This is a genomic window from Croceibacterium ferulae, assembly GCF_003660445.1.
Lineage (GTDB): Bacteria > Pseudomonadota > Alphaproteobacteria > Sphingomonadales > Sphingomonadaceae > Croceibacterium > Croceibacterium ferulae.
In genome coordinates, this window is sequence record NZ_QZVQ01000023.1 from 1 (window position 1) to 14,773 (window position 14,773).

19 protein-coding genes, 1 tRNA gene and 1 pseudogene are annotated in these 14,773 nt (G+C 60.2%); 12 read left to right on the top strand and 9 right to left on the bottom strand.

Going from position 1 to position 14,773, the window contains the following annotated elements; all coding sequences use genetic code 11:
• The coding region (locus tag D5S08_RS15915; RefSeq protein ID WP_162302018.1) for a response regulator transcription factor at positions 1-515 on the bottom strand (515 nt) is incomplete at its 3' end.
• 913 nt (positions 516-1,428) lie between these two features.
• On the opposite strand from D5S08_RS15915, the gene D5S08_RS16605 reads away from it, so the two are divergent.
• Entirely contained in the window at positions 1,429-1,611 is a 183-nt protein-coding gene (locus D5S08_RS16605) for a hypothetical protein (RefSeq protein WP_126665628.1), read from the top strand.
• Between the two features lie 321 nt (positions 1,612-1,932).
• On the top strand, positions 1,933-2,424 hold the full coding sequence (locus D5S08_RS15920) for a hypothetical protein (protein ID WP_126665629.1): 492 nt from the start codon (positions 1,933-1,935) through the stop codon (positions 2,422-2,424).
• Positions 2,425-2,596: 172 nt separating this feature from the next.
• On the opposite strand, the gene D5S08_RS15925 is transcribed toward D5S08_RS15920, so the two are convergent.
• From D5S08_RS15925 to D5S08_RS15935, 3 genes are read right to left on the bottom strand one after another with little or no spacing between them, the layout of a single operon-like run.
• Positions 2,597-3,598 (bottom strand): site-specific integrase, encoded by a 1,002-nt coding sequence (locus D5S08_RS15925; protein WP_121120181.1) that lies wholly within the window; start codon positions 3,596-3,598, stop codon positions 2,597-2,599.
• A gap of 2 nt (positions 3,599-3,600) precedes the next feature.
• Positions 3,601-3,993: a type II toxin-antitoxin system VapC family toxin gene (locus D5S08_RS15930; protein ID WP_241557478.1), complete on the bottom strand. Its 393-nt coding sequence runs from the start codon at positions 3,991-3,993 to the stop codon at positions 3,601-3,603.
• A complete protein-coding gene (locus D5S08_RS15935; protein WP_121120182.1) occupies positions 3,977-4,225 on the bottom strand; it encodes an AbrB/MazE/SpoVT family DNA-binding domain-containing protein in 249 nt (82 codons plus the stop codon). Before D5S08_RS15935 ends, D5S08_RS15930 begins: the two co-directional genes overlap by 17 nt.
• Positions 4,226-4,561: 336 nt before the next feature.
• On the opposite strand from D5S08_RS15935, the gene D5S08_RS15940 reads away from it, so the two are divergent.
• The 6 genes from D5S08_RS15940 (at position 4,562) to D5S08_RS15955 (ending at position 6,684) form a co-directional block, all read left to right on the top strand.
• Positions 4,562-4,804, top strand: a complete 243-nt coding sequence (locus D5S08_RS15940) for an AbrB/MazE/SpoVT family DNA-binding domain-containing protein (protein WP_121120183.1) — start codon at positions 4,562-4,564, stop codon at positions 4,802-4,804.
• Positions 4,801-5,187, top strand: coding sequence for a type II toxin-antitoxin system VapC family toxin (locus D5S08_RS15945; protein ID WP_121120184.1), 387 nt, complete (start codon positions 4,801-4,803; stop codon positions 5,185-5,187). The genes D5S08_RS15940 and D5S08_RS15945 overlap by 4 nt, the downstream gene beginning before the upstream one ends.
• 152 nt (positions 5,188-5,339) lie before the next feature.
• Positions 5,340-5,510 carry a hypothetical protein gene (locus D5S08_RS16820; RefSeq protein WP_155522995.1) on the top strand — a complete coding sequence of 57 codons (171 nt, stop codon included), beginning with the start codon at positions 5,340-5,342 and terminating at the stop codon, positions 5,508-5,510.
• Positions 5,488-6,126: a hypothetical protein gene (locus D5S08_RS15950; protein WP_126665630.1), complete on the top strand. Its 639-nt coding sequence runs from the start codon at positions 5,488-5,490 to the stop codon at positions 6,124-6,126. Before D5S08_RS16820 ends, D5S08_RS15950 begins: the two co-directional genes overlap by 23 nt.
• A gap of 232 nt (positions 6,127-6,358) precedes the next feature.
• The gene (locus D5S08_RS16610) at positions 6,359-6,541 is read left to right on the top strand and encodes a hypothetical protein (RefSeq protein ID WP_126665631.1); all 183 of its coding nucleotides are present in this window, start codon (positions 6,359-6,361) and stop codon (positions 6,539-6,541) included.
• Between the two features lie 58 nt (positions 6,542-6,599).
• Positions 6,600-6,684, top strand: a tRNA-Leu gene (locus D5S08_RS15955).
• Between the two features lie 79 nt (positions 6,685-6,763).
• Here the strand turns inward: D5S08_RS15955 and D5S08_RS15960 are convergent.
• Positions 6,764-7,270 (bottom strand): YciE/YciF ferroxidase family protein, encoded by a 507-nt coding sequence (locus D5S08_RS15960; RefSeq protein WP_241557479.1) that lies wholly within the window; start codon positions 7,268-7,270, stop codon positions 6,764-6,766.
• Positions 7,271-7,802: 532 nt separating this feature from the next.
• Here D5S08_RS15960 and D5S08_RS15965 point away from each other — a divergent pair.
• Positions 7,803-8,663 carry a Shedu immune nuclease family protein gene (locus D5S08_RS15965; protein ID WP_121120186.1) on the top strand — a complete coding sequence of 287 codons (861 nt, stop codon included), beginning with the start codon at positions 7,803-7,805 and terminating at the stop codon, positions 8,661-8,663.
• A gap of 44 nt (positions 8,664-8,707) precedes the next feature.
• Here the strand turns inward: D5S08_RS15965 and D5S08_RS15970 are convergent, their stop codons facing one another.
• Positions 8,708-9,670, bottom strand: a complete 963-nt coding sequence (locus D5S08_RS15970) for a pPIWI-associating nuclease domain-containing protein (RefSeq protein WP_121120187.1) — start codon at positions 9,668-9,670, stop codon at positions 8,708-8,710.
• Between the two features lie 284 nt (positions 9,671-9,954).
• Here D5S08_RS15970 and D5S08_RS15975 point away from each other — a divergent pair.
• Together D5S08_RS15975 and D5S08_RS15980 are read left to right on the top strand one after the other, a co-directional pair.
• A pseudogene (locus tag D5S08_RS15975) lies at positions 9,955-10,245 on the top strand (response regulator); the annotation flags it as partial.
• A gap of 9 nt (positions 10,246-10,254) precedes the next feature.
• Positions 10,255-11,094 carry a glutathione S-transferase N-terminal domain-containing protein gene (locus D5S08_RS15980; RefSeq protein ID WP_121120188.1) on the top strand — a complete coding sequence of 280 codons (840 nt, stop codon included), beginning with the start codon at positions 10,255-10,257 and terminating at the stop codon, positions 11,092-11,094.
• Between the two features lie 255 nt (positions 11,095-11,349).
• On the opposite strand, the gene D5S08_RS15985 is transcribed toward D5S08_RS15980, so the two are convergent.
• Both D5S08_RS15985 and rpsU read right to left on the bottom strand, forming a co-directional pair.
• On the bottom strand, positions 11,350-12,651 hold the full coding sequence (locus D5S08_RS15985; protein ID WP_121120189.1) for a PDDEXK nuclease domain-containing protein: 1,302 nt from the start codon (positions 12,649-12,651) through the stop codon (positions 11,350-11,352).
• A 141-nt stretch (positions 12,652-12,792) separates the two neighbouring features.
• Positions 12,793-12,993 carry a 30S ribosomal protein S21 gene (rpsU, locus tag D5S08_RS15990; RefSeq protein ID WP_121120190.1) on the bottom strand — a complete coding sequence of 67 codons (201 nt, stop codon included), beginning with the start codon at positions 12,991-12,993 and terminating at the stop codon, positions 12,793-12,795.
• Between the two features lie 214 nt (positions 12,994-13,207).
• Between rpsU and D5S08_RS15995 the strand changes: the two genes are divergently transcribed.
• Positions 13,208-13,504: a WGR domain-containing protein gene (locus tag D5S08_RS15995; protein ID WP_338323009.1), complete on the top strand. Its 297-nt coding sequence runs from the start codon at positions 13,208-13,210 to the stop codon at positions 13,502-13,504.
• Positions 13,505-13,569: 65 nt separating this feature from the next.
• Here D5S08_RS15995 and D5S08_RS16000 read toward each other — a convergent pair whose 3' ends face one another.
• Positions 13,570-14,271, bottom strand: coding sequence for a murein L,D-transpeptidase catalytic domain family protein (locus tag D5S08_RS16000; RefSeq protein WP_241557480.1), 702 nt, complete (start codon positions 14,269-14,271; stop codon positions 13,570-13,572).
• Between the last annotated feature and the right edge of the window lie 502 nt (positions 14,272-14,773).

The following is a 14,773-nucleotide window of genomic DNA, read 5'->3' on the forward strand; positions in this document are numbered from 1 at the left end:
TCAACCGTGCGCGGGCTGATGTCGAGGTCGCGGGCGATCAGCTTGTTCGCCTTGCCGGCAGCCACGCACTCCAGCACTTCACGTTCGCGCCGGCTGAGCTGATTGATGCGGGTGCGAGCTTCGATCCGCCGGCGGCGGAGCTCAACCAGGGGACCGGCAGCCGCACTGACACGCTGCAGACGGCGGGCGAGGGTGTTCATCTCCAGCGGCAATGCCAGGCAATCGATGGCTCCATCGGTGATCGCATCAACCACGTCGTTGATGGTGAACCCGTCAGCCGTGAGCACCACCGGCAGCGACACACCAGCTTCACTTAGGCGGCGGATCAGCCCGCCCGTACCGCCGGTCACGGTGTCGTGCGCTGCCAGGATGATGCCTTCACCAGGAGCGCGTTCGACCAGCTCATCCAACTCGCTGTAGACCTCTGCGTGGTGCCCCAAGGCAAACGCGATCCGGGCCTGTTCGGCGCGAGAGCGGCTAGTGCTGCCGACGATGTGAAGGTGAGTGCGTTCCATGCCCAATGGTATGGAACAGATCGCAGGAGCACGCATCCCGAACTCCCACCAAGATGAAGCGATCACTACGTGCAAAGCCGGGAATGGCGCTCCCGCGGGAGAAAGTAGCACCACTTTGGAGCTTTCGGCTTTGGCGCGGTTGTTCCAGTCTAAAAGGCGGTGGCACCGGCTTGCCGACGAACCGTCCTTATGCCCCGACGATAGCGTACCAACTACGCGGGCGTTGTAGGCACTGGCGCTCGTCACACTGACGTAGCTGCCCGTCGATCACCGCCGTCGGGAAACGGCAGATGTCTGGTCTAGGCTGCGTGAAGCGGCACGAAATCTGAGCGGCCATGTCGCATGGCGATTTCCGCAGCATAGCTATGCACAATGGCGGCATCATCAGGATTGCTGAGCCCGCCGGCTACCCATCTGAAGCGCTCGATTGCGGCTACCGGATTTCTGAAATTTGCCATTTTTTGCTTAGGCCCTCTTCCAGATCGTTCGAGAAGAACCCAAAGAGGCCGCGGAGGTTCCGCGATATTTCATACGTAAAGCTATGTATGGCTGACGCCCGACATCCAGTTCGCCGAATCGTGGTGGGCCGATCACGCGCCAAGTCCAGGCATCCAGAGCTACTACTGGGCTATCCGGGGCTGCTGCCCCTTCAGCTCGCGCGGGATGGGCAGCGGTATGTCTGTTGAACCATCGTCTTTCGTACACTCGCAGTGACCTATCCGGGCCATGGGCATTCTCGAAGGAGGGTTGTCATCAGACGTACGTGCGCCAGCAGTACCCGCACCTCCAGTGTGTTCGGACGCGGTAAACCCTGACCGCGAGCGCGCACGGGTCGGAGCGTCTCATCCCGCGAATTAGCTGTTAAGGTCTGCACTTTAGCGCTGGGCTGACGTTACAATGGAGTTGGCAAGCTATGGACACAATCATGTTAGAGTTGCGCACCGCGCCAGATGATCGGTCTGGAATTCCCTGCGGTGCCTGGATTGAAGTGCATCAGGCCTGTCCGATGGGCCGCAAAACAGATCTGTCGTTTACCGCTGGGTCGGTCCTCAAGACACCTGATGCAGCTGCACTCGGCCATGATGTGGTCTTCTGAACACACACCCGAAGGCGCGGCCGGCATATATCTAAAAGCGAGGAGGTTCGTGTTTCCGGCGACAATAGAACGCTGACCTGCGGCAAACATCCAGCGTGGCTGACGACAGCGGACGACCGATAGCGCGATCCTCTGCTCCTGTGTCAGCATAGCCAGCAGGCGCTACAAGGCTGCGCGCGACCGCGATCAGCTTCCGCCTGGTTTCTGTTTTCGATCAAGGCCCTTGGCCGTCAGGTCCGTCTCACACGGCGAGGAGACATGAAGTATGAGTCTTGTTCGAGTAATCAGAAATGCTGGCGTGTTCCGTGCTCGCGGCCAATAATGGCAGCCCGGTGTTCGTCAGCACGGCGCCGGCGGCCGGTTCCGCTGGCGGGTGCTGCAACCGTTGCGCATGGCCGCATCAAAGATCTGCAGTTTGGCATCATCCTAGCGGACTATCGGGCCGTGCGTGCGGCTCCCGGAACGGATGTGGTGATCACGCCCACAGCCCTGCGCGAGGGCGCCAAAGTCGGTAAGACGGAGCGGATTACTACCAACTCCTTGGTGGTGAACATCGCTCTGGCGGAGATGAACTCTATCTCCAACATTGTCATCGACTTTGTTGATGACAACCTACTGGATGCCGAGTTCGACGAGCTTCAGCTTGAAATATCAGTTGTGGGGGTAAGCCGCTACGAGCGCCTTTTCCTTGACGAGGCCGATGTGGATTACTTCATCGAGAATGCCGCCATAGATCTCGGCGATCTAAGCCATTACAATACTGGCGCTGGCTATGTCACTCTGAAGATCACACTGACGACTGTGATCTTTTGATACCTGGGCGCGTCGAAGACTCGTGGAACTTGGCGCAGCAGCGACGCAAAGAGTGAAGTGATCTCAGTTGCGTGATGTGGCTGTTTTTTTATCCGCAGTCGATCAGCTGCCTGACAGTAAGCTCCACCCCACGCCCTATCGCATCATCAAGCGTGAGACGTCAGGCGCAGCGTCAAAGAAACCCGTCGCCAGCATGATCGTCGAACATTGCTGCGTCGCGCACATACTCTGCCACCGTGTCGAGTGATTTGTGGCGCGAATGATCCTTCATCTTGAACAGATTGGCTCGCCGCGCAGCCGCCTCGGTCAGGAAACCTGCCCGCAGCGAGTGCGCGGAATAGAGTGCCGGATCGAGGTCGGCCGCCGCGGCGATCGTCTTCACAAGCCGGGCGACAGTCTTGCAGGTGATCGGCTGCTCGGTGGGCACGTCCGAGCGGGTGAGGCGGCGGAACACAGGCCCTTGCTGCGGCTTGCCGCTCACCGGATCCGGCCGGTCGAGGGAAGCCGCGTGCAGCCAATGGCGCAGCAGGGTAACCGGCCGAATGAAGCACCCCTCAGGAACGGCGATGAGCTGTCCTTTGCCTTCCTGGTCGCGCTTTGATCTTGGAATGGTGATCCGCAGCCCGGAATTGGTGAACTGCAGATGCTCCAGCTGCAGCGCGGCCAGCTCCGAGCGGCGGAAGGCGCCCGCCATGCCCAGCGCCAGGATCGCGCGATCGCGCTGGGCGCGCACGCCCATGCCCTCAATCGTAGCCAGCATCGCTTTGAGGACCTCCGCTTGCGCCGGCGCCTTCTGCTCTTTGGCGCGCGCATAGCGCCGACGGACGCCGGCCAGCATGCCCGCGATCACCCCGGCATCGTCGCGCGCGGAAGGCGAGGTGAGCCCGACCTCACGATGGTGGTGCGTGATTGCCGCCACTCTCCGGCCGAGCGTAACGGGGGCTATCCCGGCATCCGCCTCGACATGGATGAACAGCGCCACGATGTCCGGATGCGCGGGTAAAGCCTCGACATTTCGAGCATCACAAAAGCCGCAGAACCGCGCCCAGTCGCTCGCATAGGCCTTGCGCGTCGCCGGCGATTTGGCGGCGGCCAGCGTAGCCCGGGCGTTGTCGATCTCCGCCTGCAGCGTGTCGGGCAGGTTGACGGCCAGCGGCTCCAGCTCGCCTGCCACGGTCAGCGGATCAGCTTGATGATGCCGGTACCGTCGAGCTTGGTCCATTCGCGATCCGCGGTCCACACCGGCAGACCGGTGGCGAGACCGGTCGCCAGGCACGCACAGTCGCCGAGGCCAATGTTCAATCGCCGCGCGACGGGGATCAGCGTACCGGCGATCTCCGCTTCGCGCGCACCGAACGGCAGCACCCGCAGGTTGAAGTCGCGCAAGGTGGCATCGATGTCTTCGGGATCGACCTGCTTCTGCCGCAGCACCGAACGGAACTCGGCCAGGCTCACCGCCGACACGCCGGCCCCGGTCAGCACCTGATCCTCGTCAACCTCGTGGTGCTCACCCAGCGCAAAGGCCAGCAGCACCGATGTATCGAGCACCGCTTCAGCCACGTTGCGCATCCTCGATCCGCTGGGACTTCAGTTCGCCCACGACATCGCTGCCGGGTTCGACATATTTCGACAACCGCGCACGGATGCGCTCCAGCGCCTTTGAAGGTCGCCGCACCACCACCTGACCGTCATGCGATTCCAGATCAACCGTATCACCGGCATTAAGACCCAGCTCGCGCCGAAGCTGCGCTGGTAACTGGATGCGCCCGTCGGCGGTGATCCGGGTGCGGTGGATGGTCATGCGATTGCCTCATCAGGGTGCAGGTTGAGCAGTCTCTTCAACTGGTAGCAAACCGTCGGTGCTGACGCCAGATGTCTCATCATAAAGGCCGCCCTCTTAGGTCCGAGAATCTCGGTTATCGGACAGGAGAGATCTAGTGCCACTCAGCAGCAGGTTTGCAACGGACCCTGTCTTTTGCATAATGTCGGGTTATGGAAAGTGTCGTGGCAGCGTGTGGCAGAGGGCAGGGTGCGTGTCACACGAAAGGCTATGTGTCTCATGATTATCTTCGTTGAGCATTGCTGCGAGAACGGCTATGTGGCAGCACGGAGATCAAGCACAGGCTCATCTGACATCATGACGATCCAAGTCAACATCACGCCAAACGGGCGCATGAGCCTGCCGGCCGACATCCGCAAGCGCCTTGGGCTGACCGGCGGTGGTGCGGTCTACCTCGACGAAACCGACGATGGGGTCGTCCTGCGGACCATGCCGCAGCTCGTGGCGCAGGCGCAGGCGCTCGCCCGGCAATATCGCGATGCGCCCGGCGCCAGCATCGACAGCTTCCTGGCCGAGCGCGCTGCGGAGAGCGGGGAATGAGCATCGTCCTCGATGCGTCGGCCGTTCTGACGATGTTGCTGGGAGAGAAGGGCGCCAGAAAGGTCGAGGGGGCGCTCGCCGGCAGCCGCATGTCGGTGGTCAACATGGCCGAGGTCGCCTCGCACTTCCACAAGCTCGGCATGCCTGACGAGCAGGTCGACCAGATGCTGCGGCCGCTGCCGATCGAGCTGGTGCCGGCCGACGCTGCGCTCGCGCGTGAGGCCGCACGGCTGCGCCGGCACACGGTCGAGGGCGGTCTGTCGTTGGGTGATCGCTTCTGCCTGGCATTGGCCAAGCGCGATGTTTTGCCGGCGTGGACTGCTGACCGCCAATGGAAGGACATCGCTGAGGCGGCCGACGTCAAGGTGGTGGTCATTCGGTGACAGGCGCTCCGCAGGCCTTGTTCGCGACTTGTACCTTGGTGGTGGGCGATCATGGGGCACGAGGGATCGAGCGAGCATCAGGCGACAGGCGACCATGCTGCTTCCAGGGCAGGCCGCTTGCTTAGGGCAAGATCAAGGTCCATATTACCGACATGAGCAAGACGTCCAAAACTGCTGCGACACCGCCGGTTATGGCTCAGTCGTTCACTCGGCGCGGGGTAACCGTTCTCCCGCCCGCTGTGCCGCCGAAGGCTTCGCTCTCGCGGATCAAGAAGGCGGTGCAAGCGGCGGCCGCCAAGCATGCCGATCTGGTCACCGGCTGAAGTCGACCGCGCGACCGCGGTCTTTATCAACTGCCCGTTTGATGACCAGTACCGCCCCATGTTCCGGGCGATGCTGTTCACGATTGCCGCGTGCGGCTACCGGCCGCGATGCGCGTTGGAGATCAGCGACAGCGGCGCGGTGCGCATCGGCCAGATCGCCGACCTGATTTGTGCGTGTGACCACACGATCCACGATATCAGCAATGTCGAGCTTGACGCTGATGGAAAGCTGCCTCGCTTCAACATGCCGCTCGAGCTCGGGATCGACATCGGACTGCGGCTCAAAGATCCTGCCGCAAGTGGCAAGCGCGCGCTGATCCTCGAGAAAGAGCGGCATCGCTATGACAAGTTCCTGTCTGATATCAGCGGTCAGGATGTTGAGCCTCATGGTGGCACAACCAGCGGCGTCATCAAGGCGGTGCGCAATTTCCTGAATGCCGACCCGAGCCGGCCCAGCAAGCTCCCGGGCCCCAAAGCGATTGAAGGCGACTACGCACTATTCCTGCGGCTCGTGCCTGACATCATTGCCGCGGCGCGTTTCGATCCCTGGGAAGACCTCGACTATCGCGATGTGCTTACCGTGATCCACGAAGGGCAGCAGGCTCTCCCGACATAGTTCAAGAGCGCCTGCAAAGGGTATGTTCACGCCTGCTGCCTCAAACTTGCTCGAAGCATACGTCTTGGTAGGAGGGTTAGGGCGCTAAAGGCTCTCCAGAGGTCGGGTGCGATAAGCTACTCGCCATGACGGCAGAATCGATGGCGTGGAGTTCGAGAGTTTGTTCACGAAGATCATCTGTTAAGGTCTGCGCTCTACCTCTGGCGCGACGTTAAAGCGGGATCGACAAGCCATGGCCCCCATCATGCTAGAGTTACGCAATTCGATGGATCACCGATCCGGCGAGGCTTGCGGTGTCTGGATCGAGGTGCATCAGACCTGTTCGACAGGCCGCAAAACCGATCTGTCTTTCGCCGCTGGATCAGTCCACAAGACCGCTGATGCGGCGGCGCTTGGCCGCGAGGTGGTGTACTGAGCATACAGTTCGAGGCGTCGTTCGGGATTGTTGAAGGACGGACGATCCAGCGGTTAGCGCGGGCGTGGCGGAATGGTAGACGCCGGGGACTTAAAATCCCCTGAGCTTTGCTCGTGCGGGTTCGAGTCCCGCCGCCCGCACCAGCTTGTGTCTCAACCGGTCGGATGCGAATTCGTGACTGAGCTAAAGGGGGCGGACCATGCTGATCCGCCCCGGTGGCCATTAACCTTCGACGGCAGCGACGTTAACGGCGGACTCGGCAAGTTCGCTCATCATGTCATCGCCGTTGTGCATTTCTTCTACGGCTGCGGTGAGTTGCGTCGCATCCTCGTCCAGCTTCAATGCCGTGGCGAAAGCGGCTACTGTGCCAAAGCCAGTGATGCCGTAATGAGTCATTCGCTGATATTGCGCGATGATGGCCGCATCGCGCACCGGACCTGACTTGGGAGCTTCCTCGACCGTGTGCTTGAGTGCCTCGGCGACAAGGCCTTCCATGCCCTTGCAGTGCTCCTTCTTCAGCTGCCCATCTTGACCCTCGATCAGCGTTTTTAGAAGATCGGTATGCTTGGCAATACCGTCCTGCGATCCCTGAAGCATGTCCTTCAGCTTCGGGTTCGTCGCCTGGCCGGCGATCTTCTGGAGCGCCTTGGCCATCTGGTCGTTCGCCGACCACAGGTCTTTCAGTTCATCGACGTAGAGTTCCTGCAGTGTTGAAATCTCGGCCATCATCTATCTCCTGTGTGTACGGGAGCTCCAACGGGCGGCCCGCGCCGATGATCCGGCTATACGGGTAGCGGTGAGAAGATGGTCGGAAACGTCCGTCAGCTTGGCAACTTAGAGGTGCGCCGGAGGCCGGTTCTGTGGGGCGGGCCGATTGCTTTCGAGGCTAAACGGGTAGTGGGCGGACTGGCTGCTTTTCAGGCTAAACGGGTGGTAAGCGGCCTGTCTGCTTTGGAGCGGCTAGGCGGTGTAAGCGGACTCTCGTTCAGGCGGTCTGGTAGCAGGGCTACGGAACCTACTGAGGGTGAAGACCGGCTTGTTCACTTTGGAGCAGTGATCAAACGCTCTCTTCATTCATTCATCAACCAAACCACGGTTCGTTTGCATCAAGAGTCGGCCCTTCAACACGCTGCGGAAGTGGAGAGACTGTAGGCTCGGCTGATGAGGAGAATTGAATGACGGCTCGCGGCATCGACGCCTGTTCCGGCTGAGCGGCTAAGCAGGCGCTGAAGGAATCTGTCTTTCTGCGGTAGAACAAACAATGTTAGAAAAACGCTATACGATCATACCGGACTCGCCGCGCCCGATGGAGAGCGGCCACTACGCGGACTATTTGAAAGATGCGTGGGCAAAGTTGCTCGACGGAAACCCGACCGAGCGCGACGTTCAGCATTTTCTGGAACAGCATCCGGCGCTTATCCCGGGAGCCTTCAGCGTGATCGGCGGGTTATCGGGGCATGCCCCGTTTCCCGACGCTGTGATCTCGCAGCCAGAATTATACGGCTACCAGCGTCGTAAGCCTAATTTCATGTGGATTTCGAAAAATAGTCTGACGTTAAACCCTGTTCTGATCGAGATCGAAGCGCCCGAAAAGAAGATGTTTCGGAAGGACGGGACGCCCACCGCGGAGTTCACGCAAGCGAAGAATCAGCTTCTGGAGTGGAAAGTTTGGTTCAGCAAACCCGAGAACCAAATGGCGTTCCTGAGGGATTATGCCATTCCGTTTCACAGGTTGAGGCTCGAGCCGCAGTATGTGCTCATTTTTGGCAGGCGCAGCGAATATGAAGGAAACGAGCAGCTTACGCGTCTTCGCTCGGAGCAGATGGGCGCCAACGAAGTTCTGATGAGCTTCGACCGGTTAGGCTTCGATGCAAACTCAGACCAGTTCCTGAGTGTTCGACACAAGCCGTTGGGCTACGAGGTTCTTCACGTGCCGCCCACGCTGTGGCTCGGTCCGGCCATGTTCAGCTATGAGGTGCCTCTCGATGGGCTTTCCGCGGCCGTCGACAACAATCCGTTTATCAGCGGCGAGAGGAAGGGGTTCATCAAGGACCGTCTCCCTTACTGGGTTGAAATCAACCGCGCGCGGCAGGGTATCTATTCCCAGGCGGATCGCGAATGACCTGCCGTGGCGGGCCGATATCGGCCTTCGCTGCAGAGGGGGTCTTAATGAGGCATAGTTGGGCCGCACCAGAGGTCATCCTCATCTGGCGAGACGCTCAAGTCAGGGTGGTCGATCTCCTGCCCGCCCGGGCCAAAGCGCTCGTCATCCTCATCCTCGCCGAACATATCTCGCCAGGAACTCGTATCGACCCCCCATCCCACCTCGGCGTAGTCGAGCTCGTGCGGCGTTTCGACCGGTACTTCGAACGTGCAGACGAAGGGAAAGGTCTGCTCGCTCTCCGCGCCATCCCCATTGCGCAGGTCCGAGTTTGAGCCCCACTGCAGCACGACGTCGACAATGCCTGTCGCGCGGTAGCGTATTGAGGTCGCGCCGATTGCCTCGACCCGCGTTTCATGGACGTAGACGTCTTCAACGGAATGGTGGCTGGCGAGTTCGTCGACGCTGAGGATCGTTTCCGAGAGCAGCGCATCGACCGCGCTGGAGTCGAGGCTTTCGCTGATGGGCTCGATCAGTTGGGCGCGCGCGTCCCAGTAGCCGGTGAGGAAATTGCCGATAGCCGTGACAATTGCTGATGCCTCCCTGTCCTGGACATTTGCGTCCGCGATCACGGTCTCCTCACGACCATGAACATGTTTGCTAAGGGCGCCATAAGCACGGATGAGACGGGCCTCGAGGGGCCTGGGGTCGAGGCCCAGCTCGTCGATCACAAAGCTGTCGGCCAACCCGCCCCGAAGGCAGAAACGGATGCGCTGCGCGCGCGTGGGGCCGTCCGTGTCTTCCGGAGCAACATACCACCAGCACTGCTCGACTTCGGCTTTGGGCGCGAGCGTTCCCATCAAATGCTCAAGAAATATGCGCGAGGCTGTCGCGAACAGATTGAGCCGAAGCGGATTGTCGCGATCCTCGAGCACGCGGGCCGCGCCTTGCATCACCCTCTTCGAGAAGTCGTCAACCGCAAGCGGCTCAAGCGCGCGCAGCGCGATTACGGGTAGGTCGTTGGTCATAGGCACTGCATGCCGCATCGATGCACTGCAGGCCATGTCGGCGGCGCCCGGCGATGACATGGATCGGCTGATCGTGGACGCCAGGCGAGGACCGCTCCACACAGTTGTGCCGCAAGCACTTTGGCCGGCTGCATCATATCTCGTGCACTAACGATGCGGTGACGGACGCGCGCGATCTCGAGCAGCTGTCGGCATGGTGCGTCATCCGTAACGCGGTGGCGCTGACGCTCGAGGCAGAGTCGAAGCTTTTCCATTGAGGAACGCTCGCCCGTCCCGGTGCGGTCGGGTACCGGTCTGTCCAGGCCGCAGACGGGCCGACAGGCCTCAAACTACTTCAAAGCGACATGCGGGTCGATCTGCTCGTGACCGATATCGGTCTACCCGGGCTTAACGGACGTCAGCTTGCAGATGCCGCACGGGTCAGCCGGCCAGAACTAAAGGTGCTCTTTATGACCGGCTATGCCGAGAACGCGACGATTGCGAACGGCTTCCTAGAGGCCGGCATGCAGATGATTACCAAGCCATTTGCCGTCGAGGCGCTAGCGACCCGTATCCGCGACATGATCCAGTCCTGACACGGCACTTTGCTGTTCGAAGTTGTCACCGTCGATCCGCCGCCGCAAATCAAACTACGCTGTCAAAGAACTCCCGCTGCCCGAGATCCAAGTCCGAAAATCGCCGATCAAGGCGGGAACTACTTAAAAGAATGTGGGAGACAAGGATTGCTGCGCCTTTATGAGTTAGTGCTGGAGGACGGTACAGCCATCAGCCCATATGCATGGCGCACTCGTTTAGCGCTCGAGAGGCTGCGATTGCCGTTCGTCGCAGCAGGGGTCGGCTTCACTGAGATAAAGACTATCGGCGAAGGACAGTTCGCAACGGTACCAGTCCTGCAGGACGGTGACCTGTTCATCGCAGACAGCTGGGCGATCGTTAAGCATCTTGATGGACGGTACGGAGGAGGAAACCTGCTCGGCTCGACGCGCGATCAGAACATGATCCGCTTTTTCGACAGCTGGTGCCGGCACCGTCTGTTGGCACCGCTTACGCGTATATGCGTGCTCGACATATTTGCGCGGCTGCGTCCCGCAGATCAGGCGTACTTTCGCCAATCGCGGGAAGCGCGTCTTGGCGCAACGCTCGAGGAGGCCGTTGCAGACCGCGCGGAACGCGTCGTTGACTTCCGCCGCGAGCTTGAGCCGCTCCGGGCCGGGCTTTCAGAAGAGCCATTCCTTGGAGGGGCCGAGCCGACCTACGCCGATTTCATCGGCGTCGCCGCTCTTATTTGGGCAGGAAGCGTCTCTACCATACAGCTGCTTGAGCCAGATGACGCAGTGCTGGCCTGGTTCCGGCGGTGCCTGGCCTTCGTTGGAGGTATGGCTCCAAAGCTGACACCTCGAAGCTCATTAGCCGTGATCTCGTGAACGATCGGACAGCAATACCGGTTGCAAACCTCCGCTTGGTCCTTTGATCAGGCCGGAAGCAGACTGTGAAATTCTCGCGCAGGCCTTGCCGTCCATCAGCCTCACCTGGACGCGGGAAGCGGCCGCAAGACCATGATGAACGAAGGGCCGGTTTGGAGGCGCGGCAAACCGGCGCTGAGTCTCCGAGTTGAGGTCGTGGCCGGCGAGAGCTGTAGGACGGCTTTCGGCTACGAGATCGATCAATGCGAATGCATTTCAGCGGGTCGCTTGATAGGCCCTCAGGTCAAGGAGGAAGCTCTTCGAGATTTTGGTTGCTTGATCGGCTTCATCCTGAGGCACGTCGATCCCGTGCGCGGCGTTCTGTAGGCTGTTGACGATCCGCATGAACTCGGCTGTCGTCGGGAGCTGGCGCACGTCCTCGTTCGTCCTGATCAGCTCATTCAAACTCATCGAGCGGTCGGAAGTTACTCCGGCATCCTCCGCCAATTTGCGTAGTTCCCGCTCGATGTCGATGCGCAGCTTCACCAGCGACCATAGCGGAAAGTCGAGCGCTAGATCCTCGGCCGTAGGCAGTGCTGCCTGCAAAGGAGCGGGCAGGGCCTCAGATAGAGTATATTCGGCGACGCCCATGGGCTTCACGGAAGCGCGCAGCGCGTATTCGACTACCACGGCGTTTTTACCCTGGCACAAGATGATGCCGATCGTCGGGGCATCATCGACATGACGCAAAAGATCGTCGACTGCCGAGAGATAAAAGTTCATCTTGCCGGCGAACTCGGGCTTGAACTCCTCAATCTTTAGCTCGACTACAACGTAGCAGCGCAGATGCAGGTGATAAAAGAGTAGGTCTAGATAGTAATCGTGGTCGGCAACTTCGAGGTGATATTGGCTGCCTACAAAGGCGAAGCCCTTGCCAAGCTCGAGGATCAGCGAGCGTAGGTGCTCAAGGAGGCTGCGCTCTAGCTCGCGCTCGGAAATGTCCGGCCCGAGTCCGAGGAAGTCGAAGCTGTAGGGATCCTTGATGAGCGCCTGCGCCAAATCCGATTGGGGAGCGGGCAGGGTGCGCGCGAAATTGGTGATCGCCTTGCCCTGACGATCAAACAAACCGCTGCCGACCTGATGTGAGAGAACCTTCCGGCTCCAGCCATGCAATCGCGCCTGCTCGCCATACCAGATACGCTGGGCAGGATCCTTGACCGCTTCGATCAACGTGATTGCATGGCCCCAGGGCAATTGTGCAATAACCTGTTGCACGATTTCACGGTCGGGGAATGCCTCAGCCAATGCGCGCATATATTTGAGGTTGCGGGGCGAAAAGCCGGTCATTTCCGGAAAGTCGCGCTTCAGGTCAGCCGAGAGGCGATCAACAATCTTGGCGCCCCAACCGGCGCTATCCTGGCGAACGAGAATGTCGCAGCCAATCCCCCAATAGAGCAAGATCAACTCTTCGTTGACCGCCAACGCGGCCCTGAGCCGCGACGACCGGATCCGCTCCTTCAGCGTATCAAGAAGCTGGCCATAATCGGACGACTCAGAAGAAGATGGTACAAGGCTCATAAAAGCATATTAGCATCGACGAATAGTGATGACAGGCAGTCGGCGGTTCGATCGAGCTATTCACATGAACAAGCAGCCGGGTCTGGGTGCTGCCTACCAGCGGTGAGCGTCCAAAGCGAGGACGTCTTTACCACCGATGGCTTAGGTATCGCGCTCAGCTCGCTTGCGATCGGCTTTCCGAGCGCGACTGACGGCAGCTGCACGTTCGCGCGCACGCCGTTCAGAGGGCTTTTCGTAGTGCTGTCGAAGCTTCATCTCACGATAGACGCCTTCACTCTGCAGCTTCTTCTTCAGCACCCGAAGGGCTTGGTCGACGTTGTTGTCACGGACGATGATCTGCATAACTTGGCTTCTGACTACCTGGCAGCGGCTGCTGAGCGCACCCTTTTAGTTTATCGAGAAAGGTTATGCGAGCCCGATGTCTCCCCATGAGGGACCGTCAAGCCCGCGGCTAGGGTTAGCTCAGGTACCCGCTCTTCAAGCAGCTTGCGCAGCACAACTGATCGGCAAACTGAATCAGTAGGCCGCCGGTGATTCAGAAACCGCGTTGGCGCTGGTGAAGACGATCGCAGATATGCTCGCCATGGCTGATGACGGCGACTTTCGAGAACGGTGGTGGGCGGTGGATCCCAAGCGCAACATTGCGCGCAACTACGAGCTCGCGATGACCACCGATCTGTTTGGCTGGACGATCGTCGAGCGGCGTTGGGGGCGCATCGGTGCGAAGGGGCAGGGCTGCTGTAGCAGCTTCGCTGACCGGACAGAGGCGATCCGCCTGGTTGATGCCGTGCGGCGTCGCCGCGCCTCGGCGCGCAAGCGCCTGGGCGTAGAGTATACGCCTGTACGGCTCTGAAACGGCATGTCTGGGAGGTTGGGGCTATCCCTTCTACCTGTCACGCCCGGCGGCGTGAACCGGTCTCAGGCGGTGAGCTTGGCCGCGTAAATCAGACGGTTGGAGCCAAGATGGTCGAACACCTCGTCGATCAGCGTGTCACCAACCGCAAAGCAACCTTGGCTGCGGCCCAGCTTGCCGGTCGCATCCACCACGTTCGGCTCCGCATACCACGCACCGTGGATCACGATGGCGCGGCTGAGCGCGTTGCTGTTGCTGGCATCCAAACCCGCAAGCCGCTGTGAACGGCCGTGCTTGCCGGAATAGAAGTTCAGTGTCGCAAATGCACCCTCGCTGGACGCAATGGAGCCTTCATCGTTGGAGAAGCGCCTGGTCCATCCGCTGTGGTCTGGATCGGAGCCGCTGCCATGCGTCACCAGAAGCGAGCGCTCTTTGCCCGATAGCAGGTCAACCAAGTGTAACCGCGGTTCGGACGAGGGTGCTGCAAAGTCGACTACCGCGATCCGGTCCCGCAGGATGGACCGATCCTGCCGATCAAGCGCGCTCTTGGCGGCCGCCAGCAGCTTGACCGGGACAACCGACTTAATGACCGGCGCCGCCGCAACCTTTTGCGGAACGGGAGGGGCAGGAACCTGCAGAGCAGGAGCGGGAGGAGCAAACTTCCCTGGCGGGCCGCTGGCGCTCTTTTCTCGCGTTCCTCCTGCGAGCATCGAGGTAGCCGCGAACACGGTACCCGCGAAAAACATCTGCCGTCGATCGAAGGTCATCAAGGCTCACTACTACATGACCGCGCAGCAGTCTGCGTTCGGTTAGATCAGCCGTGGCCCGAAATGGGAAGCTAACGCAGTCGGCCGATCAAATGCGCTAAGCCTTTGATATCATACAAAAATCGCCCGCGACGATAATAAGGGTTATGTTAAATCATACCCTTGCGTTGCGCTGGGCGCAACATGACTTGCGGTCTGCGCGTTTGTGCCTGTGGCAGCTCCGGCGCATACCGGCAGTGCCTTTCAGGCATCCTCTCCCAAACTTTTCAGGCCCGGCCGGCAATGGCCGGGTTTTTCTTTGTCGGCTCTAATGCAAGAAGCCCGGTGGATGTACAAGGCTGATTTGCAGATCGTTAACCATGACGTGACGATCGCCTGGTGGTTCGCCCCTATTGGAGCCTGGACCACTGTAGCGCATACAGAACCGGCCTTGTCAGGCAGTATCTCCCTAACCTCAAAAACCCGGCCAGCGATGGCCGGGTTTTCTGTTCGCGCCAGCGAG

Excerpts from the sequence above, each read along its gene's own strand:
- D5S08_RS16605 (WP_126665628.1), top strand. The coding sequence starts at position 1,429 with ATGGACACAATCATGTTAGAGTTGCGCACCGCGCCAGATGATCGGTCT.
- D5S08_RS15920 (WP_126665629.1), top strand. The coding sequence starts at position 1,933 with ATGGCAGCCCGGTGTTCGTCAGCACGGCGCCGGCGGCCGGTTCCGCTG.
- D5S08_RS15930 (WP_241557478.1), bottom strand. The coding sequence starts at position 3,993 with ATGCGCAACGTGGCTGAAGCGGTGCTCGATACATCGGTGCTGCTGGCC.
- D5S08_RS15935 (WP_121120182.1), bottom strand. The coding sequence starts at position 4,225 with ATGACCATCCACCGCACCCGGATCACCGCCGACGGGCGCATCCAGTTA.
- D5S08_RS15940 (WP_121120183.1), top strand. The coding sequence starts at position 4,562 with ATGACGATCCAAGTCAACATCACGCCAAACGGGCGCATGAGCCTGCCG.
- D5S08_RS15945 (WP_121120184.1), top strand. The coding sequence starts at position 4,801 with ATGAGCATCGTCCTCGATGCGTCGGCCGTTCTGACGATGTTGCTGGGA.
- D5S08_RS16820 (WP_155522995.1), top strand. The coding sequence starts at position 5,340 with ATGAGCAAGACGTCCAAAACTGCTGCGACACCGCCGGTTATGGCTCAG.
- D5S08_RS15950 (WP_126665630.1), top strand. The coding sequence starts at position 5,488 with ATGCCGATCTGGTCACCGGCTGAAGTCGACCGCGCGACCGCGGTCTTT.
- D5S08_RS16610 (WP_126665631.1), top strand. The coding sequence starts at position 6,359 with ATGGCCCCCATCATGCTAGAGTTACGCAATTCGATGGATCACCGATCC.
- D5S08_RS15960 (WP_241557479.1), bottom strand. The coding sequence starts at position 7,270 with ATGATGGCCGAGATTTCAACACTGCAGGAACTCTACGTCGATGAACTG.
- D5S08_RS15965 (WP_121120186.1), top strand. The coding sequence starts at position 7,803 with ATGTTAGAAAAACGCTATACGATCATACCGGACTCGCCGCGCCCGATG.
- D5S08_RS15970 (WP_121120187.1), bottom strand. The coding sequence starts at position 9,670 with ATGACCAACGACCTACCCGTAATCGCGCTGCGCGCGCTTGAGCCGCTT.
- D5S08_RS15985 (WP_121120189.1), bottom strand. The coding sequence starts at position 12,651 with ATGAGCCTTGTACCATCTTCTTCTGAGTCGTCCGATTATGGCCAGCTT.
- rpsU (WP_121120190.1), bottom strand. The coding sequence starts at position 12,993 with ATGCAGATCATCGTCCGTGACAACAACGTCGACCAAGCCCTTCGGGTG.
- D5S08_RS16000 (WP_241557480.1), bottom strand. The coding sequence starts at position 14,271 with ATGACCTTCGATCGACGGCAGATGTTTTTCGCGGGTACCGTGTTCGCG.